Here is a 22,655-nt window from a genome sequence, read left to right on the forward strand (position 1 = left end):
CTACCCGTCAGGAGTCAACCGAACCTGCTCCAGCTTCGGTGGTCGCTCTCCGCCTGGCATGGACGGATCCTCCCTCTCAGTGCCCGTGCATCGGACGGGAGCAGGCCCAGGTCAGTGAGCTTCGGCGGACGCTGCCTTCCGGTCGTGCATCGTGCCAGGCATCGTCGGAGCACTTGTCTGCAGTCTGCTGGTCGTCCCGCTGTCTTCGGACGCTTCGCGATGGGGCGCAGCGATCGCTTTCGGGGCGGTGAGCGTGGGAACAGGCATCATCGCGTTCTTCTGGATCGCGATGATCCTCGCTGCTCAAGGAGCGACGACGCCGTTCCTGGTCGTCCTTGCCCCGCTCGGCCTGGGAGTGCTCGTGTTCGGCCTCTCCCTACTCGTCCAGACGAGGATCGCCCAGTAGACGATCGCGAGCTCGACTAGTTCGAGGCTGCAGATTGCATCGCAAGTGTTTTCCGGAAGGCATCCGCGGTCCCTTCCACCAGGTCGGCGGGGTCGCTGGCCAGGATCCGACCGCTGTAGTAGCAGGCGACCGCGAGTTGCCCTGCAATGGTGGCAACGTCAACGGGGGCGTTCTGCATGATGAGCGCCTTCGTGAACTCGTTCGCGATGTACTGGTGCTTGACCGCTTCGCGCGCCCGCAGCTCCTCGTGCGCGTCGAGAAGCATTGTGTGCCGCCGGTACGTGGCAAGGTCCGAGATCGCTTGTGCGCAGAGTTGGAGGACAAGCGGTTCGAGCGCGCTCAGGGCGTCTCCGAGGGTTTGCACGGGTGACGCGGGGTCCCAAAGAGCGGATGCAACGGTAGTGATCGCGTCGAACATGGCCTGCTCTTTGGCGAAGACGACTTCCGTCTTGTCGCCGAAGTGTCGGAAGAACGTCGTCCGGCCGACCTCGGCCCGTTCGGCGATGTCCGTGACCGAGACCGCATCGAAGCCTCGCTCGGCGAACAACTCATCTGCGGCGTCGATGATCCGGCTCCGCGCGGCACGCTGCTTCCGTTCGACCAGGGTCAGCGGGGTCGTGTCCGCTTCGGCGGTTGGCTCGGTCATGGCTTCAGTGTACCAACATGTGGCGGACCGGGTCCCAACTTGGACGGGGTCTGTTACGGTACTGAGTACCAACCAAGGAGGAGCAATGCTCTCTGCACACGATCGCTTCCAAATCTCCGAGACTCTCTCGCGCCAGGCGTTCGTGGTCGACGAGAACGCCCTGGATCAACTCGGTGAGGTGTTCACCCCCGACGCCACGTACGACATGACCAGTTCCGGGATGGGCGCTTTCGAGGGTCTGGAGGCCCTGCGAACCGCGGCGGGGCAGCTGTTCGCCTCCGGGCACGCACCGCTATCGCACTTCGTGACGAACATCGTCATCGCGGAGACGGGGGAGTCGACGGCGTCGGTGCGGTCCAAGGGACTGATGATCATGGCGCACGGCGGCGTGCACGGCGTCGTCTACGACGACACGGTCGTCCTGCATGAAGGCCGCTGGCTGATCGCGCGCCGCGTCATCCTGCCCCTCCGTACGACATCCGACGACGAGCACTGATGCGAGGGGCGACGCTGGGTAAAGTCCTGGTCACCGCGACCGCGGTGGCGCAGATGGTCGGCCCGTACGTGTTCGACTTCAACGAGACGCACATCTACAACGACTCCTGGCCTCCGCACGCGAAGTTCCACAACGCGCAGACCATGAGTTCCGGCGTCGCGTTGTCGATAGCGACCCTGGCGAACTTGTGGCGGCCGGGCTCCGGCCGTGTGGGCGTGGACGCTGCCGCGTTCGCGGCAAGCACCTACTGGCTCAGTCAGCTCTCGGCGTTCTTCTACCCGGGAACGGCAAGCGTGGACCCGCCCGGTGAGGACGATTGGCCGCAGCTCAAGTTCACCATCCCCATGCTGACCGTGATCGGCGTCGGCTGGTTCCTCGCACGCCGCGGGCTCGCTGGGACCCGGCAGCGATGAGGCGCCTGCAGTACCACCGCTACGGCGGTCCCGACGTCCTGGTGTTGGAAGACGCGGCCATCCCGCAACCAGGTCGACGCCAGATCCTTGTTCGCGTGCGTGCAGCATCGGCGAACGCCATGGACTGGAAGATCCGCAACGGTGAGATGCGGGTCATGACCGGCAGGAGGTTCCCACGCGGTGTCGGCCACGATTTCGCCGGTGTCGTCGAACATGTCGGAGAGGGCGTCACCCGCTTTCGGGCAGGCGACGCGGTCCTCGGCGCGGCGCGCCTGCAGCATGCAGGAGCGTTCGCGGAGTTCGTGATCGCCAACGAACGATCCGTCGCTTCCAAGCCCGACGACCTCTCCTTCGAACATGCCGCGACCCTGCCGGTGGCCGGCCTCACCGCCTACCAGGCGGTCACGGCGGCCGGCAAGCTCCGACCTGGACAGCGCATCTTCATCAACGGCTGCCTCGGCGGAGTCGGACGAATCGCCGTCCAGGTCGCACTCACGGCAGGCGCGACCGTGGCCGGTAGCTGCAGGTCGGGAACGGAAGCCGAAGCTCGTCACCTCGGCGTCGACCCCGTCGTCACGTTCGACACAGATCCTGTTCCGCGCACCGGCCGGTTCGACGTGGTCTTCGACACGGCAGGGACCCTGCCCTACGGCGTCGCACGCCAGATGCTCACCCTCCACGGATGCATCATCGACATCGTCCCCGCGGCATCGAAGTTCGCCCGCAGCGTCCTACCCGGCCCCTTCAAGGCGTTCATGGCCCGCCCCGACAGCGACGACCTCCAGCGCGTCGCCGACGCCGCCGGACGAGGCGAGATCGTCACCCGCATCGCTCGTGCCGTCGCCCTCGACGACGCCATCCCCGCCCTCGCGGAGCTGGAAACCGCCCCCACCTCCGGCGGCGGAAAACTCGTCATCACCACCGACTGACCTGCGGGGTTCACCCGCGCCGCGTCGACGCTCCTCGATCGAGTACCCCGTTCGACACCATCACCCCACCTGGAGCTACAACGCATGGCCATCACTTTTTGGATCGTTGCCGGTCTCGCCGCAGTCGCCTTCTTCGGCGCAGGCCTGATGAAACTGATCCGCCCCATACCGGCCCTCAAGGAAGCCGGCATGGGCTGGATCGAGGACTACTCCAACACCACCGTCAAGCTCATCGCCCTCGCAGAAGTCGTCGGAGCAATCGGCCTCGTCCTCCCCATCGCGACCCGGATCGCCCCTGCCCTCAGCCCCGTCGCCGGCGTCGCCCTGACCGTGATCATGGCCGGAGCGATCGCCGTTCACGTCCGCCGCAAGGAATCTCCCATTGCGGCAATCGTCCTGACCGCGCTGCCCCTCGCCGCCGCGATCCTCGGCTTCATTCTCGTGTTCTCCTGAGCCTGCAGCCGGTGTGAAAGTGGCTGTCGCAGACAGACAGCACTGCCGCGTCGGCGCAGCTCCACGATCTGGAGATCGTACGCATGTAGCCATGTACGGCCGCCCGTCAGCCGGTCGTCCACCGATACACGGCGGCGGCGACAACCACGACAACTTGCCCGCATCCTGCTTGACCTGGGGATTCCCGCATGACTGTCCCGCCAAAAGGCCCGGTGAATCTGGGGGGGGCGCTGAACGCAACACCGTCCACGTACCCGAGCAAGGGTGCGGCACTTTCCGTCGGGCGACGCCAGCGCGGGGTCCAGATCGTTGCACGCGTCCCGCTCGAACACGTCCCTGCCGAACGCCGTCTCCACCCCGACAACAAGCAAGCGCGCACGGCACGCTGCTCCTGACTCGCCGGGAGACGTTCGCTGACTGAGGCAGCACCGAGGAACGCCGCTCCGGCGACAAGTTGTGCGCGAAGGAGACAAGTTGTTCGCGCGGCGACACTCCGCTGTCGACGGACTCACTACTCGTCGCCAACTCCGCTCACGAGTCTCGGCGACGGCCCACGTGTCCCTGGATCTGACCGAACATCTTGTCGCCGTTTCACGGCGCTACGGCGGTCTCGATAGCCGATCGATGGGGAGGGACGGCAGCGTTCGCGCTGCCCGGGCGGAGTATCCCCGGGCGACGAGTAGCTGGTCAGCGGGGCGGTGCGGGCAGTACCGTCTCGACGAGATCCGCGACCAAGTTCTCAGCGAGCGGGCGACGCGTGACGAGGCACCACAGGACCATCGCGAGGAATACCTGCGTCACCGTGTCGACCTTGAGGTCGGAAGGAAGCGCGCCAGCCTCGATGGCCTGTTGCAGCCGTTCCGCAAGTCGCGTGCGGGCGACGGTCGTGATCCGGTCGTCGTAGTTCGCGGAGAGGTCAGCATCTTCTGCGACGGCTGCGACGATGGCTTGGAGTACCGCGGCCGCGTCGGGGTCGTCGTGCACACCGCCGACGGCCAGCATCCAGTCGGTGACGTCGGCACGGACGTCGTCGGTGACGGCGATGGGACCGACCGGGAGGATGCCACCTGCGGTGACCATCTCCGAAACCAGCGCCGCTTTCGTTGGCCACCATCGGTACAGGGTCTGCTTGCCGACACCAGCTACCGCGGCGATCCGCTCGAAGGACAGCGTGTCCCATCCACGGCTGGCCAGCTCGGACCGTGTCGCATCGAGGATCGCAAGGCGCGTCTCTTCATTGCGAAGTCGTCCTGTGCTCTTGGCCATACAGCCATCCTCGTGGTATTTCGACACTGACCGATGCGGCCAGCCGTAGCGTGGCGCTACTGAACCGAAACGCCGCCGTCGCTGGAGAGCACGGCGCCGTTGATGTTCACGCCGTCATCGCTGAGCAGGAACGTGATCGACGCAGCAAGTTCGGCGGGAGCGGCGACGCTGGGCAGCAGTGCGAAGAACGGTGCCAACCGCGCCTGGCCCGTCTCCGAGAGCTTCGAGGACGAGCCGATGTTCGTCGCGACCGCACCCGGGGCAACCGCGTTGACGCGCAGACCACGCTGCGCGTACATGAACGCCGAGGACCGGGTCAGGCCGAGGACGGCGTGCTTGGACGCGGTGTACGCCGCACCGGACGCGCTGCCGAGGAGAGCCGCTCCGCTGACGACGTTGACGACGGAACCGTGACCGGCTTCGAGCATGACCGGCAGCACGGCACGGGTGAGCTTGAAGGTGCCGTTCACGTTCACGCCCATCACGCGCTCCCACACGGCGTCGCTGGTCTCATCGAGCGGGGAGAAGTCGTCGGCGATGCCGGCGACGTTGGCGAGAGCGTCGACCCGCCCACCGGCGGCTGTGACAACCGCGTCCACGTCAGCCTGCGAGGTGATGTCGCCACCCACCGGCACGATGTCGGCCTCTGGGAGTTCCTCGAGCAGGCCGGAGAGACGGTCAACAGTGATGTCGACCGCCACGACCCGGCCGCCTTCTCGTGCGACGCGCGACGCGGTGGCGCGTCCGATTCCGGATGCGGCTCCGGTGACGATGACGGTCTGACCGGAGAAGCGACCCGGGGTGATCTGCTCATCCCAGGTCGAAGCCTGCGTGGACTGCGGAACCACGTTCGTGTGGGTGTCGGGGGCGGTGGAATCGGACATGGGGTCTCCTGTCGACGGTGACGAGGGCGAGCTAGGTGACGGACGCCTGGCTTGTCGAGACAAGACGTCTCGACATCGAGAAATCGTACGCCCATCGCAGTGAAGGCGCGTCATGCGGACGCCTTGCGGGAGCGGACCGACCCTCGCGTCGCGTCGTGGACCGGACGTCCTACCCCCAAACCGTTCGGCGACAAGTAGAACGCGGAGGAGACAGGTTGCGTGCGCGGCGACAAGAGGGGCTGCCCTGCTGGCATCGACGAACGCGAGGACATCCCGTGGAACGCCACCACGATGGTGTTCATCCGCAAGAGCTCGTCATAGCGCAGCGCCGGTCAGTCTCAGCGGGGCACCCGCTCGTGCCTCGACGAGCCGACGTCGGACGCTTCTTGAACGAGCAAGAGGCGACGGTCCGTGCAGATCCCAGCGATCGCGCCCCTGCAAGTTCCGGGTGCAAGCGGCTCTCGATCCACTGACACGATGCGTGGATCACTGGCAACAAGCCTTGCGGCTCGACAGAACCGGGCGGACCACCGTGGTGCCCCTGGAGGGACTCGAACCCCCAACCCTTTCCTTAGGACGGAACTGCTCTTCCATTGAGCTACAGAGGCCGGCAACACCACTCTAGCGGGAGCCGCAGAACGCTCCTCCGTGGTGCCGTCTGCAACAGACCCTGGACGCACGACACGCTCCCAGCTAGCGTCAGCCGTGGCCCCCGGTCGGGGGCAGTCCCGGACCGAAGGACCAGCATGACCCTCCCCTCCGCCGCGCGCCGTTCCGCCGCGGTCGCCGCCGTCACCGCGGCTGCACTCGCCTGCGCACTGCTCAGCGGCACGGCGGCGAACGCCACCACGACCGCCCCGACGACGACCAGCACGACGACGACCGGCACGTCGAGCACGGCGGCCAGCAGCAGCGCCACCAGCCGCGCCGACCGTCACCTCACCCCTCGGACCCACTTCACGATGGCGCCGGACGGCTCCTCCGGGAAGACCGAGGGCGGCGAGGGCATCCCGAACATCGACTCCGTCAAGAAGACGATCGCGACGTACTACGGCGACCCGGGCACCGGCATCGCCGACAAGGTCGACAGCCCGTACATCCGCGAGATGCGCTCGATCATCGAGAAGCAGACCCGGAGCCTGCAGCGCACCTACGACAAGGCGGTCCGGCACGGCGAGAAGCCGGCGATCGTCTTCGACGCCGACGACACCACGCTCGAGACCTACGACATGGAGGTCGCGGACATGCACTTCGTCTTCGACCCGTCCGAGCAGGACGTCTGGGTCCAGGGGCAGCGCTTCCCCGCGACGCCGTCGATGGTGGGCTTCGTGGCCGCCGCACAGAAGGTCGGCTTCACCGTCTTCGGACTGACCGGTCGGAACGACGACCAGAAGGCCGCGACGCTCGCCAACCTGGCGAAGGTCGGGTACTCGGGCTTCACCGACGACCGGTTCTTCACGAAGTGGACCGGCAAGGGTGCCTCGCAGCAGCCGAGCTACGTCACCTGCGCCACGGCGAAGTGCACGACGGTCGAGTACAAGGCCCTCACCCGCAAGCACATCGAGCAGGACCTCGGTTACGACATCACCCTCAACGTCGGCGACCAGTGGTCCGACCTGCAGGGTGGCTTCGCCGACGAGACCCTGAAGCTGCCGAATCCGACGTACTACCTCCCTTCGGCGGACCTCCCCGGCGTCCGTGAGCCGAAGCTCGCCCCCCAGACGCGCTTCCGCATGGCGGCCGACGGTTCGTCCGGCCTGACGCAGGGCGGCGAGGGCATCCCGAACATCGACTCGGTCAAGGCGACCATCGCCACGTACTACGGCGACCCCGGGACCGGCGTCGCGGACAAGACCGACAGCCCGTACATCCGCGAGATGCGGGCGCTCGTCGCTCGGCAGGTCCCCGTCATCGCGGCACAGTGCGCCGCCGCCGACCGACGGCACCGCAACCCCGCGATCGTGCTCGATGCCGACGACACCACCCTGTGGACGTACGACATGGAGGTCGCGGACATGCACTTCGTCTTCGACCCGACCGAACAGGACGTCTGGGTGCAGGACGAGCGCTTCCCGGCCACGCCGTCGATGACGAACCTGGTGTCCGTCGCCGAGCACTCCGGTTGCACCGTCATCGGCCTCACCGGCCGCAACGAGGCGCAGCAGGCTGCCACGATCGACAACCTGCACCGGGTCGGCTTCCCGCAGTTCGCGGCCGAGCAGGACGGCAACCGCACCTACTACACGAAGTGGACCGGCACCGGGACGTCCCAGCAGCCGTCGTACGTGCACTGCGCGACCGCCAAGTGCACGACCATCGAGTACAAGTCGCAGACCCGCGCACACATCGAGTCGCGGAGCGGTGGCGGCTACGACGTCGTCGCGAACGTCGGCGACCAGTACAGCGACCTCATCGGCGGCTCGGCCGACCGGTCCGTGAAGCTGCCGAACCCGACGTACTACCTGCCCTGACCGGCACCGTCACCCCTGACGGACGGGAGGCCCGTGGCGACCCCGCCACGGGCCTCCCGTCCGTCTCGGCCTGCGTCGTGCGCCGTGACCCTGTCGGTCAGGCCGGGGTGGGCCCCCGGAAGGCCTCGAGGAACCGGAGCAGCTCCGACACGAACAGACCCGGCTGCTCGACCGGGGCGAAGTGCCCACCGCGTGGCGCTTCCGAGTACCAGACGAGGTTCGTCGTTCGCTCCAGCCACTCTCGCGGGGGTCGCACCAGGTCGACCGGGAACAGCGTGAAGCCCGACGGCACCTCCACCCGCCGGGCCTGCTCGCTCGGCGGCACCGCGGCGTTCGCGTGGTACATCCGCACCGACGAGCCGATGGTGCCGGTGACCCAGTACTCGGTGAGGAGCCCGAGCACGTCGTCCCGGGAGTACACCGACCACAGGTCGCCGTCGCAGTCGCTCCACGAGCGCAGCTTCTCGACGATCCAGGCGGCGAGTCCGGCCGGTGAGTCGGTCAGTCCCACAGCGGCGGTCTGCGGCTTCGTCCGGTGCATCGCCCCGTAGGCGCCCTCGGCGTCCCGCCACTCCCCGGCAGTGGTCAGGAACGTCCGCTCGGCGGCCGAGAGCTCCGCCGGGTCGCCCTCGAACACCGGCATGCCGGCGTCGACCCGGTGCACCGCGATGACACGGTCAGCGTGGTCGATCGCGAGCCACCGAGCGACACCGCTGCCGATGTCACCGCCGGCGACGGCGAACCGGTCGTACCCGAGCTGCGTCATGAGCTCGGCCCACAGCCCGGCGACGTCCCGCGAGCTCAGGGGCTGCGGGGGCATCGCCGAGAACCCGTACCCGGGCATGTCCGGCACGACGACGTGGAGCCCCGCGTCGACCAGGGACGGCAGCACGCGCCGGTACCGCCACCCGGAGTCCGGCCAGCCGTGTGCCAGCAGGATCGGCAGGGCGTCGTCGCGGTCCGCACGCTGGTGCAGCAGGTGCACGTCGATGCCGCCGACCGTCGCCCGCCGGCTCGGCAGCGCGTCGATCACCGCACGGTGCGCGGCGAAGTCGAAGTCCTCGGCCCACGAGGTGACGAGGACCCGCAGCTCGTCGACGTCGACGCCGAGGGACCAGCCGGCGCCGACGGGCGCGTCCGGCCACCGGGTCGCCCGGAGGCGGGCTCGGAGGTCGTCGATGGTGGCGTCGTCGAACCGCGCGCTCTCGCTCATGCCGGCACGCTACCGCCGACGGCTGACGCGTCGGACGGGAGGCCCGTGGTGCGGTGACCACGGGCCTCCCGTCCGACGGTCGGCGACGCCGCTGCCTACGCGGCCACCAGGTACTCGTCCCAGTCCGGCTGCGGACGCTCGATGCCGCGCACCACCCACGCCGACCCGTGCGGCGCCTTCGGCGGGAAGCGCAGCGTCCACCCCATCTCCCGCGGGGTGCGGTCCCCCTTGACGTTGTTGCACGCCAGGCAGCAGGCGACCAGGTTCTCCCACGAGTCCCGGCCACCGCGAGACTTGGGCTGCACGTGGTCGATCGTGGTGGCGTTCCGGCCGCAGTAGGCGCACCGGTTGGCGTCGCGACGGAGGACCCCGCGTCGGGACACCGGGATGAGCCGGGACTGCGGGATCCGCACGTACCGGGTGAGGATGATCACGGACGGACGGTCGAAGCTGACGGCTGAGCCCGTGACGGGGTGCAGGGTGTCGGCGGCCACGACGGAGGCCTTCTGGTTCATGACGAGGACCAGGGCTCGACGGAACGAGATCACCGCGAGGGGCTCGTAACCGGCGTTGAGGACGAGAGTGCGCATGGGTTCCCTTCCGACGTGCCTGGACGGCTTCCAGGCGGTACGGGTACCGGGTCAATCGGCGTCGAACAGGTCATCACGGCCACCGACTCCCGTGGCTGGGCGTCGGCCGGACCGCTCCGCCCGGAGGCGGTGAGGTCCGCAAACACGAAGAGCACCACCCGTCAGGGCAGTGCTCTGGTCAGTCGCGCGCGTGCCGAGGCATGCAGGCTGTGGTCGTCCGTATGTCGACATGCGCGCGCCGACCCATGGTGCGGGTCGTGCGTGACGTCGACATGTGGTCTCCCGTTCGGGTCGAGTCGAACCGATGGGTGCAGGCTAACCCAGAAACCGGCCCCGCACGAGAGGTGCGGGGCCGGTTCTGATGGTGTTCACACGGTCGACGTCCGAGCGTCAGGCCGGGGCACCGGAGCGGTGTCGGATCGTCAGATGCCGAAGCGGACGATGTGGTAGTCGCTCGTCCAGATCGGGCGGATCGACACGGCTCCCCCGGGCTTGGGGGCGTCCATGATCATGCCGTTGCCCATGTAGAAACCGTCGTGCGCTTCGTTGTTGAAGATGACGACGTCGCCGGGCTGCGCTTCGGACTCGGGGATCGTCGTGCCGGCCTGGTCCTGCAGCGGGACCGAGTGCGCCAGGTTGATGCCGTACTGGGCGTACACGTACATGACGTACCCGGAGCAGTCGAAGCCGGCCGGGGTGGCACCGCCGAAGACGTAGGGCGTACCGATGTACTGCTTCGCCGTGGCGACGACCGCCGGCAGCGAGAACGGGGTACCGGCGGCGACCGGCGTGGCAGCCGTCGCCGCAGCCGAGGTCGCCGTGGGGGCGGCGTTCGCGGTGCCGGTCTTCGCGGTGGCGAGGTAGTCCTCCGCCGTCTTGCCGTCGTAGGCGTACTGGGCGGCGGCCGCGGCGCGGGCGGCCTCGACCTCCTTGGCGTGCTCGGCGGTCTTCTCGGCGGTGAGCGTCGCGGTCGAGGTGGCACCGAAACCGTCACGCGAGGTGTCGGCCGCGCCGGCGGCTGCCGACACGTCGAACTCCTGCGACTGGGCGGCGACGAGCGACTGCCGGGCGGTCTCGGCAGTCGTGCTCGGCTGTGTGCTCGCGAACGCGGCGGGGACGGCCATGGTGCCGAACATCCCGGCGGCGACGGCCAGGACCACGGGGGCCATGAACCGGCGCTTGCGCGAGGCGGCGGTCGGCTTCGGAGTCGTCGTCGTGGCGGTGCGGGCGACGCCGAGGGCGCTGCCGGCACGGACGGGGGTGACGTGCGTGCGGGTGGCCGGGGTACGGCTGGCCCCCGTGCGGGTGGCCTGCGTGCGGGCCGGGGTGGACGCCGTGCGTGCGAGGGGGCGGCGGGTCGCGCGCTCCGCTGCTTCGCGTGCTGCCCTGCGGGTCAGGGGAGCCGCGGTGGCGTCACCGGTGTTCGTCGGGTTCGCGGTCGTCGAGTCGTCCGCGGCGGTTCCGGTGTGGGTCAAGGGGGAGTCTCCGGCGCCTCGTCATCACCCGCCAGGCGTGAGCCCGGCGTGCGCAACCCCATCCGTTCGTCATCGTTTCCGACTCAGGCAGGAGACGGGTTTCGAGACGTCCTGCCACGGGCCCCCGCGATCGCTGCTCCCGGGGACTCGTCGAGTGTACGGGTGCGTCGTCACCATGTCGAGATGAAACCGTGATCCGGTAACGATCCGGTGAAGAACCCCTGATCAGAGCCGAACAGCCTGCCCTGCCGTGTTCGCCGGCGAGCCTGTGGGTCCGCAAAGGGTATTGTACCCCCGGCGCGTACCCCTTATGGTTCGCCCTGGTCGATCAGTCGACGCTGATGTAGACGTGCTGCGCGACCTCGGTCGGCAACTCGATGCCCGAGTCCTCGCCCTCGACGCGGACCGACACGTACGCTCCGGCGCGCTGCACACTCGCCGTCCGCCCCGGCATCACGCCGGCCGACCGCAGCTGGTGCAGCAACTCCGGCTCGAACTGCACCGGCTCACCCAGGCGACGGATGACCCCGGTCGCCACGGCGTCGGTGTCGTCGGTCGCGGCGACGATGTTGCGCACGCCGTCGAGGAACCCGGCCGCCGTCGGACCGCCGATCTCGGCGAGCCCCGGGATCGGGTTGCCGTAGGGCGACTCCGTCGGGTTGCCGAGCATCTCCAGCAGGCGCACTTCCACCTGCTCGCTCATCACGTGCTCCCAACGGCAGGCCTCGTCGTGGACGAAGGCCCAGTCGAGCCCGATGACGTCGGCCAGCAGGCGCTCGGCGAGCCGGTGCTTGCGCATCACGTGGGTGGCACGGGAACGACCGGTGTCGGTGAGTTCGAGGTGCCGGTCCCCCGAGACGACGACGAGACCGTCGCGCTCCATCCGGGCGATCGTCTGCGACACCGTCGGACCGGAGTGGCCGAGGCGCTCCGAGATCCGTGCACGCAGCGGCACGATCCCCTCTTCTTCGAGGTCGAGGATGGTGCGGAGGTACATCTCCGTGGTGTCGACGAGATCGGTCACGGTCCGCCTCTCATGGTCCTGGCCCAGCCCGACCAACACTACTTGCTGGGACCGCCCGGCCGGCACCGACACCGTGCGCTGTGCGCGGACGCCGGACGCCAGGCCCGCCCCGACCCCGACACGCAGCCGCCACTGGCGCCGTCCCGTCCGGTCGGTCCACGCCGGGCAGCACCCCCGCCGTCGCTAGGATCGGTCCATGGCAGACATCGTCATCCCAGCCGACCTCCTCCCCACCGACGGCCGCTTCGGATGTGGTCCGTCGAAGATCCGCGGAGCACAGCTCGAGACCCTCGTCACCCGCGGCGCCACGGTCCTCGGGACCTCGCACCGCCAGAAGCCCGTCAAGGACCTGGTCGGATCCGTCCGACAGGGTCTCGCCGACCTGTTCCAGGTGCCGGACGGCTACGAGGTCGTCCTCGGCAACGGCGGTTCGACCGCGTTCTGGGACGCCGCCGCGTTCGGCCTCATCGAGCGCCGCGCCGAGAACCTGTCCTTCGGCGAGTTCGGGTCGAAGTTCGCCAAGGCCGCTGCCGCCCCCTGGCTCGAGGCCCCGCACGTCGTCGAGGCGCCGGGCGGCTCCCGCGCCGAGCTCGAGATCGTCGAGGGTGTGGACGTCTACGCCTACCCGCACAACGAGACTTCGACGGGCGTCATGGCCCCGGTCGTGCGCGCCGCCGGGGACTCGGGCGCGCTGACCGTCGTCGACGCCACGAGCGCTGCCGGCGGTGCCGCGTTCGACGTGGACCAGACCGACGTCTACTACTTCGCCCCGCAGAAGAACTTCGCCTCGGACGGCGGACTCTGGCTCGCGCTGTTCTCCCCCGCAGCGATCGAGCGCGTCGAGCGGATCGCCGCCTCGGGCCGGTACATCCCGGAGTTCCTGTCGCTCCAGAACGCCGTGGACAACAGCCGGTTGGACCAGACGCTGAACACCCCGGCGATCACCACCCTGCTGCTCCTCGACGACCAGGTGCGGTGGATGAACCAGTCCGGCGGTCTCGCGTGGGCCGACCAGCGCACGAAGACCTCGTCCGCGACGCTCTACGACTGGGCCGAGGCGTCCGAGTACGCGACGCCGTTCGTCTCCGACCCGGCGCACCGGTCGCAGGTCGTCGTGACGATCGACCTCGACGACTCGATCGACGCCAAGGCCGTGGCCGCGACGCTCCGCCAGAACGGCATCGTCGACACCGAGCCGTACCGGAAGCTCGGCCGCAACCAGCTCCGCGTCGCGACGTTCACCGCCATCGACCCGGACGACGTGCGGCAGCTGACCAGGGCGATCGACCACGTGGTCGCCGCGCTCGCGAGCTAGCCCCTCCGCAAAACGCAACGTGGGCGGCAACACGCAACGGAGTACCGCTGCGAGTTGCCGCCCTCATTGCGTTTTGCGGGGTCAGGACCGGTGGAAGCCGGGGTCGACCTCGCCGACGTCGAGTTGCTCGAGGTCCAGGTCGTCGTCGGGGTCGACCGGGCGGACGCGTCGGGTCCGACGGCGGCCACGAGCGGGCGGCGGCGGGACGTCGTCTTCGTCTTCGTCGTCGTCCTCGTCCTCGTCCTCGTCGTCGTCCTCGTCCTCGTCCTCGTCCTCGTCCTCGTCGTCGTCGTCATTGTCCTCGTCGTCGTCGGACTCGTCCTCGTCCGACTCGTCGTCGAAGTCGTCGTCCTCGTCCGACTCGTCTTCGTCTTCGTCCTCGTCCGACTCCTCGTCGTCCTGCGCCGCGCGGTAGTCCGCCAGCCGCTCGGACCACGGCACCCACTCCGGCGCGAGGAGCGACCCGTCGCCGGGCATCAGCTCGACCTCGAGGACGGTGGGCTCGTCACCGTCGACCTGGGCGATGCTGACGGTCCAGCGCCACCCCGGGTAGCCGGGCATGCGGTTCGCGAAGAGGACGGAGACGACGCCGTCCCCCTCGTCCACGGTGCCGACGGCGCTGCCGACGGTCGCTTCGGGGGTGATCTCGAGCAGTGCGCCGCGGGCGAGCTCGGTGAGGTCGGTGGTCATGTTCACGCGTCCAACTGGTCGGCGACGTGTCGCAGGATGGTGGCGATGCGCTCACCGTTCTTCGGGTAGCGGCCGCGCTTCAGGTCGCCGCTGATCCGGTCGAGTTCCTTCACGAGGTCCTCGACGATCACGGCCATGTCGTCCGCGGATCGCCGGGTCATCTTGGCGAGGGACTGCGGGGCTTCGAGGATCCGGACGGTCAGCGCCTGGGTCCCCTTCTTGCCCTGCACGACCCCGTACTCGAGCTTGGTGCCGGCCTTCACCGTGGTCACACCGTCGGGCAGGGAGGAGGCGTGCAGGAAGACCTGGTCGCCGTCGTCTCCGGAGATGAAGCCGAAGCCCTTCTGGTCGTCGTAGAACTTGACCTTGCCGGTGGGCATGCTGGGACTCCTCGTTACATGGACGGCCGCGGTGCGTCGGATATCCTGGGCCGATGGCCAAGCCGACCCGATCCACCGGGGACCCCCGCACTGCTGCGGAACCCCCGGCGACGTTCAATCGTACCGAACGCACGCTCGCGTTCATGGTCGGTGGGATCGTCTGCCTCATCCTGGCGTGCTTCATCGTCATGATCGTCGGGTGGTTGACGATGCAGCAGATCCCCGGCGACGGCATCTGGCCGGTCGCGCTCGGGGTCGTCTACTTCGGTCCGCCGATCGCGTTCGTGCTCATGCTCACGCTCCTGGTCGTCACCTGGACGCGCAAGGCCCGGCAGCACCTCGCAGAGGCGCGCTGACGTCCGCCCCGGACGCCGGTGAAGGACGATGACGACCACGACGGACCTCGCCGCACGACTGCGCGAGCTCCCGGACGACGCGCTCGAACGACTCGTTCTGGCACGCGCCCTCCCGACCGCCGCACTCGGCGAGTCCGGTCCCCAGCACATCGCGGACTTCTTCGACCTGGCCGAAGCACTCCGGACCGACGACGCGGTGGACGCCGCGATCGAGCGGCTCCCTCGCCGGGCCCTCGTCGCCCTCCGCGACGGCGGCTCGCCGGACGACCTCGCACCGGCGGTCGCACTCGGCCTGGCCGACGGAACGGGCGCGGTCGACGATGCGGTCACCGCACGACTCGCCGCGCGCCCGGAACTCGTCACGGACGCTCCGGGAGGCCCGACCCCCGCCCGCCCCGACACCTCGGACCGCCAGTCGGTCGCCGACGACGACCGGTCCCGCGCTGCCGGTGCCGAGCACGCCTTCGAGACCCTCACGGTGCTGGCCGAGCTCCTCCGCGCCGCCGATGCCGGGTCCGTGCGGGAACTCGCGAAGGGCGGCATCGGTGCCCCCCTCGCCCGACAGCTCGGTGAGCGGACCGGGGCGGACGCCGCGGTGGTGTCGGACCGACTCGCACTGCTCGACCGTGTCGGGGCCGCGCATCCCGAGGACGGATCGTGGAAGGTCTCGGACGCCGGACACGCCTGGCTCCGGTCCTCGTGGCCGGACCGCTGGGCGACGGTCGTGCACGACTGGCATGCTGCGCTCGACCCCGCCGTCGCCGAGGTCCTGGACCTCGCCGACGACGACCTCGGTGACCTGGTGTCGCTCGGGCGGTGGGCCTACCCAGCCGGTTCACGCTGGCTCGACGCCGCACTGCTCGACGCGGCCGGCACGGCACGGATCCTCGGGCTCGCGGTCGACGGTCGCCTGACCTCCACCGGCCGGGTACTGCTCGGGGACGACCCGGAGGCAGCACGCACCGCCGCCGCGGCCGACCTGCCCGGCACCGTCGACGGGGTGTACCTGCAGCCGGACCTCACGGTCATCGCACCGGGGCCCCTCACACCGGCCGACGACGACGACCTCCGAGCCGTCGCCGATCTCGAGGCCCCGGGCCTGGCGGCGCGGTACCGCGTCTCCGAGGACTCGATCCGCCGGGCACTCCGCGACGGACGCACCCGCGACGACGTGGTGGCGCTGTTCACCCGCATCGGTGCGACCGAGGTCCCCCAGCCCCTCACCTACCTGATCGACCAGGTGGCGACCCGTGACGGCAGCGTCGTGGTGGACCGCGGCGAAGGCGACCTCGGGTCCGTGCTGCACGGCACACCGGAGCAGCTCGACCTCATCGGGGTCGACGCCGAGCTCCGCCAGCTGGCGTGGGAGCGGCCCGACCTGACCACCCTCGTCACGAAGTACCCGCCGCACGTCGTGGCCAGCGCGCTCGAGGACCAGCGGTACCCGGCCGTGCTCGCAGCGGGGGCGCGCCCGGAGACGCGATCCGCGCCTCCCGTCCGGCGACGCGCACCGAGCCGGTCTCCGGAGCAGGCGGCACGTGCGCTCGTGGAGCGCCTGCGACTGACGACGGAACGCGGCGACGCGGAGCCGGAGCAGGAGTGGATGGCTCGGCAGATCGACATGGCGGTGCGTGGTCGGACGCCGATCCGCATCACCGTGCGGATGCCGGACGGATCGGAGCGGCCGTTCTCGATCGTGCCGACCTCGGTCGCGGCCGGTCGGGTCCGCGGGAAGGACACCGCGGTCGATGTCGAACGGACCCTGCCGCTGTCGCTCGTCGTCAGCATCGAGAGCGACGCCTGACGGTCGTGCTGTGGACAACCGGGTCACGCACCAGCTGCGCCGCCTAGGCTGATCCGTCATGAACGGACCGCTGATCGTGCAGAGTGACCGCACCGTGCTGCTCGAGGTCGCGCACCCTCAGGCAGAGGACGCCCGACACGCGCTGGCGGTGTTCGCCGAGCTCGAACGGGCGCCGGAACACGTGCACACCTACCGCATCACGCGGCTCGGGTTGTGGAACGCGCGCGCTGCCGGGCACGACGCAGCGTCGATGATCGACACGCTCGAACGGTTCGCGAAGTTCCCGGTGCCGCAGAGCGTGACGGTCGACATCGAGGACACCGTCTCGCGCTACGGGCGGCTCGTCATCCGGCGGGAAGAGCGCGAAGACGCTCCCGTGATCGCGAACTCCCCAACCGAGGAACTCGAGCAGCAGCCTGCGCTCGTGCTCACCGCATCCGACCCGGCGGTCCTCGCCGAGGTCGTGCGGTCCAAGCGGATCCAGCCCCTCCTCGGCGAACGACGCTCCGAGAACGCCGTCGAGTTACAGGCGTGGGCCCGCGGCCAGGTGAAGCAGGAGCTCGTGAAGATCGGGTGGCCGGCCGAGGACCTCGCCGGGTACACGCCCGGGCAGCCGCACCAGATCGACCTCGACACCACCGAGTGGGACCTCCGGCCGTACCAGCACGAAGCGGTGGACAGCTTCTTCCAGCAGGGCTCCGGCGTCGTCGTGCTGCCCTGTGGCGCCGGCAAGACGCTCGTCGGCGCCGGGGCGATGGCGACCGTCAAGGCGACCACGCTCATCCTCGTCACGAACACCGTGTCGGCACGGCAGTGGCGGACCGAGCTCCTCCGCCGCACGACCCTCACCGAGGACGAGATCGGCGAGTACTCCGGCAGCGTCAAGGAGATCCGGCCCGTCACGATCGCGACCTACCAGATCCTCACGGCCCGCCGGAAGGGCGTCTACACCCACCTCTCGCTCCTCGATGCGCTCGACTGGGGGCTCGTGGTCTACGACGAGGTCCACCTGCTGCCCGCGCCGGTCTTCAAGCTGACCGCGGACCTCCAGGCCCGACGTCGTCTCGGACTGACGGCGACGCTCGTGCGCGAGGACGGGCGCGAAGGCGACGTGTTCTCGCTGATCGGGCCGAAGCGCTACGACGCGCCGTGGAAGGAGATCGAGGCGCAGGGCTACATCTCCCCCGCGGAGTGCTACGAGGTCCGGATCGACCTGTCGCACGAGGACCGTCTGGAGTACGCGGCATCGAGCGATGACGAACGGTACCGGCTGGCGGCCACCTCGCCGGCGAAGACCCCCGTCGTCCGCGACCTCATCGAGAAGCACCGCGGTGAGCAGATCCTGGTGATCGGGCAGTACATCGACCAGCTCGATGAGCTCGCGGCGTCGCTCGACGCTGCCGAGATCACCGGCGCGACGCCGGTCGACGAGCGTGAACGGCTCTACCAGGCGTTCCGCGAAGGCAGCATCGACGTGCTCGTCGTCTCGAAGGTCGCGAACTTCTCGGTCGACCTGCCCGACGCGACGGTGGCGATCCAGGTGTCGGGCTCGTTCGGGTCCCGCCAGGAAGAGGCCCAGCGACTCGGGCGACTGCTCCGGCCGAACAAGGACGGCGTCCCGGCGTCGTTCTACACGCTCGTCACCCGCGACACGGTGGACCAGGACTTCGCGCAGAACCGACAGCGGTTCCTCGCCGAGCAGGGGTACTCGTACACGATCCTCGACGCCGACCAGGTGGCGGCACCCGTCGCCTGACGACGCCTAGCCGACACACGAACGGCTCCCAGGAATCGGCCAGGGAACAGCCAGATGATGGTCACATGACCGACGGACCCAAGATCCTCATCGTCGACGACGAGCCGAACATCCGCGATCTCCTCACGACCTCGCTTCGCTTCGCCGGTTTCGCGGTGCGGGCGGTCGGGAACGGGGCACAGGCGATCTCCGCCGTGCTCGAAGAGGAGCCGGACCTCATCATCCTCGACGTCATGCTCCCCGACATGAACGGCTTCGGCGTCACCAAGCGCCTCCGTTCCTCGGGCTACACCTCGCCGATCCTCTTCCTCACCGCGAAGGACGACACCGAGGACAAGATCACCGGCCTCACGGTCGGCGGCGACGACTACGTGACGAAGCCGTTCTCCCTCGACGAGATCGTCGCCCGTATCAAGGCGATCCTGCGTCGCACGATGAACGACGAGGAAGACGCGATCATCCGCGCCGGCGAGCTCACGATGGACCAGGACACGCACGAGGTCACCATCGGCGAGGCGCAGATCGAACTCTCCCCCACCGAGTTCAAGCTGTTGCGCTACCTCATGCTGAACCCGAACCGCGTGCTGTCGAAGGCGCAGATCCTCGACCACGTGTGGGAGTACGACTTCAACGGCGACGCCGGCATCGTGGAGTCCTACATCTCCTACCTCCGTCGGAAGCTCGACCAGTACTCGGCCGAGCCGATCATCCAGACCAAGCGTGGCTTCGGCTACATGCTCAAGGCGTCCAAGGCCTCCTGAGTCACAGCTGACTGTCGGCGGTCGTCGGGTTCTCCCCGGCGGCCGCCGCTTAGTGTTGGGGAAGCATGCACGCGCGAATGACTCACTGGTGGGACGCGATCTCCCTCCGCACCAAGATCACCGGGATCACCGTCCTCCTGGTCGCGCTCGGCCTGCTCGTCGCCGGGCTCGGCACGATGACGGTGCTGAGCACGTACCTGATGCGGCAACTCGACACCCAGGTGACGACCACCAGCTCGCAGCTCGAAGGTCAGAACGTCAGCGACGGTGAGCAGTACTGCAAGCTGTCGATGGTCCTCGAGAAGAGCTCTTACGTCGCCGCGTACGACGGCGGCGGCGAACAGATCTGCGACACGCAGTCGCCGTCGCAGCCGGACGTCTCACACGTCCGCTTCTCGTCGGCGGCCTCCACGGCGGCCCCCTTCAGCCTCTACGACAAGCAGCACAACCACGAGTGGCGTGCCCAGGTCATCCCCGCGAACCTGCAGAACCTCTCCACCGGAGCGACCGAGACCGGCTACGTCCTCGTCGCGGTCTCCAGCGCCGGCACCGACCAGACCATCGCGCAGTTCACGGTCATCTTCCTGCTGTTCGGCATCTCGGTGATCCTGCTCGGGGCGATGCTCACACGCCTCCTCGTCACCGCCACCTTCGACCCGCTGCGCAACGTCGAGGACACCGCGGCTCGCTTCGCAGCCGGTGACTTCAACCAGCGCCTCGACGCAGACACCCCGAACACCGAGGTCGGCCGACTCAACCGGTCCCTCAACGCGATGCTCGAGCGGATCGACGACGCCTTCGAGGACCGCGAGCGCACGATCGACCAGATGCGCCGGTTCGTCGGCGACGCCTCCCACGAGCTCCGGACGCCGCTGGTGTCCCTCCGCGGGTACGCCGAGCTCTACCGCATGGGTGCGCTGCGCAAGGAAGAGGACGTCGCGCAGGCGATGGACCGCATCGAGAAAGAGGCCAAGCGCATGGGCCTCCTGGTGCAGGACCTGCTGCAGCTGGCCCGCATCGACGAGTCAAAGCCGCTCGAACTCGGACCGGTCGACCTCGTCACCATCGCCCGCGACTCCGCGCTCGACACGATGGCGTCGAACCCGGACCGCGAGATCCAGGTCCTGGTCGAGGACGCCCTGACCGGGGAGAACGTGCCGCAGGCCGTGCGGCCGATGAGTTCCTTCGGCGCCGCGGCCGACGGTTCCGGCAGCCCGGCCGCCCCCGCGTCCCCGTCGCTCAACACCACCGGGCCGATCGCGTTCTCGCGGCAGACCATCGCGCGTCTCCGCGCTCGTCGCACCCGGGCGATGAGCCTCGACACGAAGAACCCGACCGACGAGACGACGCCCCTGCCGACGATCGTGCTCCCCAAGCGGCCGCCGATCGTCCTGGCGGAGGAGAACAAGGTCCGGCAGATCGTGACGAACCTGATGGGCAACGCCATGCGGTTCACCGAGCACGACGACCCGATCGAGATCGGCATCGGCGTGGACGACGAGCGCGAGATGGCGCACATCGACGTGATCGACCACGGCGAGGGCATCCCCCCGCAGCTGCGCGAGAAGATCTTCCAGCGCTTCTGGCGAGCCGACACCAGCCGCGCACGGGACACCGGCGGATCGGGCCTCGGGCTCGCGATCGTGTCGGGCATCGTGCACGCGCACCACGGGTCCGTCGAGGTGTTCGACACTCCGGGCGGCGGCGCCACCTTCCGCGTGTGGCTCCCGCTGCTGCCACGCGAGGGCGCTTCCGCCGCCACGCTCTCCTGACCTGAGACGGCGCGCGGCCCGAGGTCGCACGAAGTGCTGCCCGACCCCGTCCCGGGCAGCACTTCGTGCGACCCCGACGTCGGCCTGACGGCATGTCGAGCGACCTCGCGGGGAGCGCGACTGCTCCCCGGCCGGGAGGCTCTCCCTGCGCCCGCCGTCCAGGTCGCCGGAACTGCCGCCGGCGCCCGTCTCGGTCAGCACGTCGTGCGACCTCGGCGAGCCGGACCTCCCCCGCGTCGCAGGGAAGTCGACTCACTGAGCCGACGCAGAGCTGCGCGCGGGACTGCTTCGCCGGATCGCGAACGCCTGGCGGAGTCGCTCGAAGACCAGCGCCGGACGAGACGCGTCGAGGGCAGTGGCATGCACGACGAGCCATCCGTTGACGACGAAACCGTTGTCTCGCCGTTGATCGTGCTGGAACACTTCGCGGTCACGATGGTGGTCACCGTCGTACTCGAAGGCGATCCGGTACTCGGGCCAAGCCATGTCCACACGACCGAGGAACGTTCCGGAAGGGTCCTCGACGTCGATGTTGAGCACCGGCTCCGGGAATCCGGCGTCGACCAAGGCGAGCCGGAACCACGTCTCCATCGCTGACTCCGACCCGACGCGGACGAGTTCGATGGCGGCTCGGGCCACGCGGACGTGACGGTGCCCCGGACGGATCGATGCGGCGAGCCCGTCGATGGTGGTCAGAGCGCTCCTCCCGACGAGGTGGTCACCGACCGCGACCAGATCACGGAGCCCGAGCACGGAAGCGCACTCCCACCAGGCCTGTTCCGGGGTGCTGCACCGGACTCCTCGGACCGTGGTCATCGGGGCGTCCGCTCGGGCCCGGTGGCCGGTCACGCCCGGGCGGCGCATCAGCGGACCGCGGCCAGCCGTGGAGACGTGGTTCCGATCCTGTTCCCGCCCGGGCAGCGGTGCTCCCCAGAGGCGCGCCGCCGTGGTGTGACTGAAGAACTGGTCGGTTCCCAGGACGAGTGAGAGCGCGTCCACCAGCGTCCCCTCGCACCCGCGCCCGACGCGGACCCCGTGGACGGGTCGTCGCAGATCGTGGCGGCGAAGTCGTCCTGCGTCGAGGCCCGACGACAGCGCGTCGCGAACCCGGAAGGGCTGCGCGTCGAACGGGCTCGGAAGGGGTCGTGGCTGCACCATCTCGACAGTCTCGAGAACGCGGCGGCGGACCGAGCCGACGACTCCCGTTCCCTGTGGAGAACGACGTGACGCGAGCCTCCAGTGCAGGAGCCTGCAAGTCGCGCACTCGCGAGCCGCGCGATCGAGCGTTCCCGAGGTCGTGAGACGCGCCGCAGCCCGAGCGCCCAGGTCGCGATATGTGCCGCACGCCGCTCGGCCTGCCGGCAGTTCGAGCGACCTCGACGATCGGACGCCGGCCCGCCGGCCCGCCGGCCCGCCGGCCGGCGGCGCAGCCTTCAAGTCGCACAACACGCCACGGACTACTCGCCGAGGTCGCGCGAAGTGCCGCCTTGTCACCCGGCGGGCGGCAGTTCGTGCGACCTCGGCCGCCGCCCGCGCCGCCGGCCCCCGCCCGCGC

22 protein-coding genes and 1 tRNA gene are annotated in these 22,655 nt (G+C 69.3%); 12 read left to right on the forward strand and 11 right to left on the reverse strand.

The window, feature by feature from the left end; translation table 11 throughout:
- Positions 1-253: 253 nt before the first annotated feature.
- On the forward strand, positions 254-406 hold the full coding sequence (locus DEI89_RS17870; protein WP_181421701.1) for a hypothetical protein: 153 nt from the start codon (positions 254-256) through the stop codon (positions 404-406).
- Between the two features lie 16 nt (positions 407-422).
- On the opposite strand, the gene DEI89_RS16165 is transcribed toward DEI89_RS17870, so the two are convergent.
- The gene (locus DEI89_RS16165) at positions 423-1,052 is read right to left on the reverse strand and encodes a TetR/AcrR family transcriptional regulator (RefSeq protein ID WP_110905087.1); all 630 of its coding nucleotides are present in this window, start codon (positions 1,050-1,052) and stop codon (positions 423-425) included.
- 85 nt (positions 1,053-1,137) lie between these two features.
- Between DEI89_RS16165 and DEI89_RS16170 the strand changes: the two genes are divergently transcribed.
- The 4 genes from DEI89_RS16170 (at position 1,138) to DEI89_RS16185 (ending at position 3,343) form a co-directional block, all read left to right on the forward strand.
- Positions 1,138-1,548, forward strand: coding sequence for a nuclear transport factor 2 family protein (locus tag DEI89_RS16170; protein ID WP_110905088.1), 411 nt, complete (start codon positions 1,138-1,140; stop codon positions 1,546-1,548).
- Positions 1,548-1,961 (forward strand): DUF6640 family protein, encoded by a 414-nt coding sequence (locus DEI89_RS16175; protein WP_110905089.1) that lies wholly within the window; start codon positions 1,548-1,550, stop codon positions 1,959-1,961. Before DEI89_RS16170 ends, DEI89_RS16175 begins: the two co-directional genes overlap by 1 nt.
- Positions 1,958-2,890 carry an NAD(P)-dependent alcohol dehydrogenase gene (locus tag DEI89_RS16180; protein ID WP_110905090.1) on the forward strand — a complete coding sequence of 311 codons (933 nt, stop codon included), beginning with the start codon at positions 1,958-1,960 and terminating at the stop codon, positions 2,888-2,890. The genes DEI89_RS16175 and DEI89_RS16180 overlap by 4 nt, the downstream gene beginning before the upstream one ends.
- Positions 2,891-2,974: 84 nt before the next feature.
- Entirely contained in the window at positions 2,975-3,343 is a 369-nt protein-coding gene (locus tag DEI89_RS16185) for a DoxX family protein (protein ID WP_110905091.1), read from the forward strand.
- A gap of 687 nt (positions 3,344-4,030) precedes the next feature.
- On the opposite strand, the gene DEI89_RS16190 is transcribed toward DEI89_RS16185, so the two are convergent.
- The 3 genes from DEI89_RS16190 to DEI89_RS16200 all read right to left on the reverse strand — a co-directional run bounded on the left by DEI89_RS16190 (position 4,031) and on the right by DEI89_RS16200 (position 6,101).
- Positions 4,031-4,609, reverse strand: coding sequence for a TetR/AcrR family transcriptional regulator (locus DEI89_RS16190; RefSeq protein WP_110905092.1), 579 nt, complete (start codon positions 4,607-4,609; stop codon positions 4,031-4,033).
- 56 nt (positions 4,610-4,665) lie between these two features.
- Positions 4,666-5,493 carry an SDR family NAD(P)-dependent oxidoreductase gene (locus DEI89_RS16195; protein WP_258369004.1) on the reverse strand — a complete coding sequence of 276 codons (828 nt, stop codon included), beginning with the start codon at positions 5,491-5,493 and terminating at the stop codon, positions 4,666-4,668.
- 533 nt (positions 5,494-6,026) lie between these two features.
- Positions 6,027-6,101 (reverse strand) — tRNA-Arg (locus DEI89_RS16200).
- A gap of 138 nt (positions 6,102-6,239) precedes the next feature.
- On the opposite strand from DEI89_RS16200, the gene DEI89_RS16205 reads away from it, so the two are divergent.
- Positions 6,240-7,964: an HAD family acid phosphatase gene (locus tag DEI89_RS16205; protein ID WP_110905094.1), complete on the forward strand. Its 1,725-nt coding sequence runs from the start codon at positions 6,240-6,242 to the stop codon at positions 7,962-7,964.
- 97 nt (positions 7,965-8,061) lie between these two features.
- On the opposite strand, the gene DEI89_RS16210 is transcribed toward DEI89_RS16205, so the two are convergent.
- The 4 genes from DEI89_RS16210 to DEI89_RS16225 all read right to left on the reverse strand — a co-directional run bounded on the left by DEI89_RS16210 (position 8,062) and on the right by DEI89_RS16225 (position 12,266).
- Positions 8,062-9,177 (reverse strand): epoxide hydrolase family protein, encoded by a 1,116-nt coding sequence (locus DEI89_RS16210; protein ID WP_110905095.1) that lies wholly within the window; start codon positions 9,175-9,177, stop codon positions 8,062-8,064.
- A gap of 95 nt (positions 9,178-9,272) precedes the next feature.
- Positions 9,273-9,767: an HNH endonuclease gene (locus DEI89_RS16215; protein WP_110905096.1), complete on the reverse strand. Its 495-nt coding sequence runs from the start codon at positions 9,765-9,767 to the stop codon at positions 9,273-9,275.
- Between the two features lie 422 nt (positions 9,768-10,189).
- A complete protein-coding gene (locus DEI89_RS18275) occupies positions 10,190-11,242 on the reverse strand; it encodes a C40 family peptidase (RefSeq protein WP_110905097.1) in 1,053 nt (350 codons plus the stop codon).
- A 328-nt stretch (positions 11,243-11,570) separates the two neighbouring features.
- Complete coding sequence (locus DEI89_RS16225; RefSeq protein WP_110905098.1) at positions 11,571-12,266, reverse strand: metal-dependent transcriptional regulator; 696 nt, start codon at positions 12,264-12,266, stop codon at positions 11,571-11,573.
- 196 nt (positions 12,267-12,462) lie between these two features.
- Here DEI89_RS16225 and serC point away from each other — a divergent pair, with 196 nt between their 5' ends.
- On the forward strand, positions 12,463-13,581 hold the full coding sequence (serC, locus tag DEI89_RS16230; protein ID WP_110905099.1) for a phosphoserine transaminase: 1,119 nt from the start codon (positions 12,463-12,465) through the stop codon (positions 13,579-13,581).
- An 81-nt stretch (positions 13,582-13,662) separates the two neighbouring features.
- Here serC and DEI89_RS16235 read toward each other — a convergent pair whose 3' ends face one another.
- Positions 13,663-14,271: a DUF3027 domain-containing protein gene (locus DEI89_RS16235; RefSeq protein WP_110905100.1), complete on the reverse strand. Its 609-nt coding sequence runs from the start codon at positions 14,269-14,271 to the stop codon at positions 13,663-13,665.
- A 2-nt stretch (positions 14,272-14,273) separates the two neighbouring features.
- Entirely contained in the window at positions 14,274-14,651 is a 378-nt protein-coding gene (locus DEI89_RS16240; RefSeq protein WP_110905101.1) for a cold-shock protein, read from the reverse strand.
- Positions 14,652-14,704: 53 nt separating this feature from the next.
- Between DEI89_RS16240 and DEI89_RS16245 the strand changes: the two genes are divergently transcribed.
- The 5 genes from DEI89_RS16245 (at position 14,705) to DEI89_RS16265 (ending at position 21,100) form a co-directional block, all read left to right on the forward strand.
- Complete coding sequence (locus DEI89_RS16245; RefSeq protein ID WP_110905102.1) at positions 14,705-15,007, forward strand: multidrug ABC transporter ATPase; 303 nt, start codon at positions 14,705-14,707, stop codon at positions 15,005-15,007.
- A 28-nt stretch (positions 15,008-15,035) separates the two neighbouring features.
- A complete protein-coding gene (locus tag DEI89_RS16250) occupies positions 15,036-16,811 on the forward strand; it encodes a helicase-associated domain-containing protein (RefSeq protein WP_110905103.1) in 1,776 nt (591 codons plus the stop codon).
- A 58-nt stretch (positions 16,812-16,869) separates the two neighbouring features.
- Entirely contained in the window at positions 16,870-18,567 is a 1,698-nt protein-coding gene (locus DEI89_RS16255) for a DNA repair helicase XPB (protein WP_110905104.1), read from the forward strand.
- A 65-nt stretch (positions 18,568-18,632) separates the two neighbouring features.
- Positions 18,633-19,328 (forward strand): response regulator transcription factor, encoded by a 696-nt coding sequence (locus DEI89_RS16260; RefSeq protein WP_110905105.1) that lies wholly within the window; start codon positions 18,633-18,635, stop codon positions 19,326-19,328.
- 77 nt (positions 19,329-19,405) lie between these two features.
- Positions 19,406-21,100: a cell wall metabolism sensor histidine kinase WalK gene (locus DEI89_RS16265; protein ID WP_258366200.1), complete on the forward strand. Its 1,695-nt coding sequence runs from the start codon at positions 19,406-19,408 to the stop codon at positions 21,098-21,100.
- Positions 21,101-21,352: 252 nt separating this feature from the next.
- On the opposite strand, the gene DEI89_RS16270 is transcribed toward DEI89_RS16265, so the two are convergent.
- Positions 21,353-22,099, reverse strand: a complete 747-nt coding sequence (locus DEI89_RS16270) for an endonuclease domain-containing protein (protein ID WP_110905107.1) — start codon at positions 22,097-22,099, stop codon at positions 21,353-21,355.
- Positions 22,100-22,655 lie beyond the last annotated feature (556 nt).

It is taken from the genome of Curtobacterium sp. MCBD17_030, from assembly GCF_003224255.1.
GTDB lineage: Bacteria > Actinomycetota > Actinomycetes > Actinomycetales > Microbacteriaceae > Curtobacterium.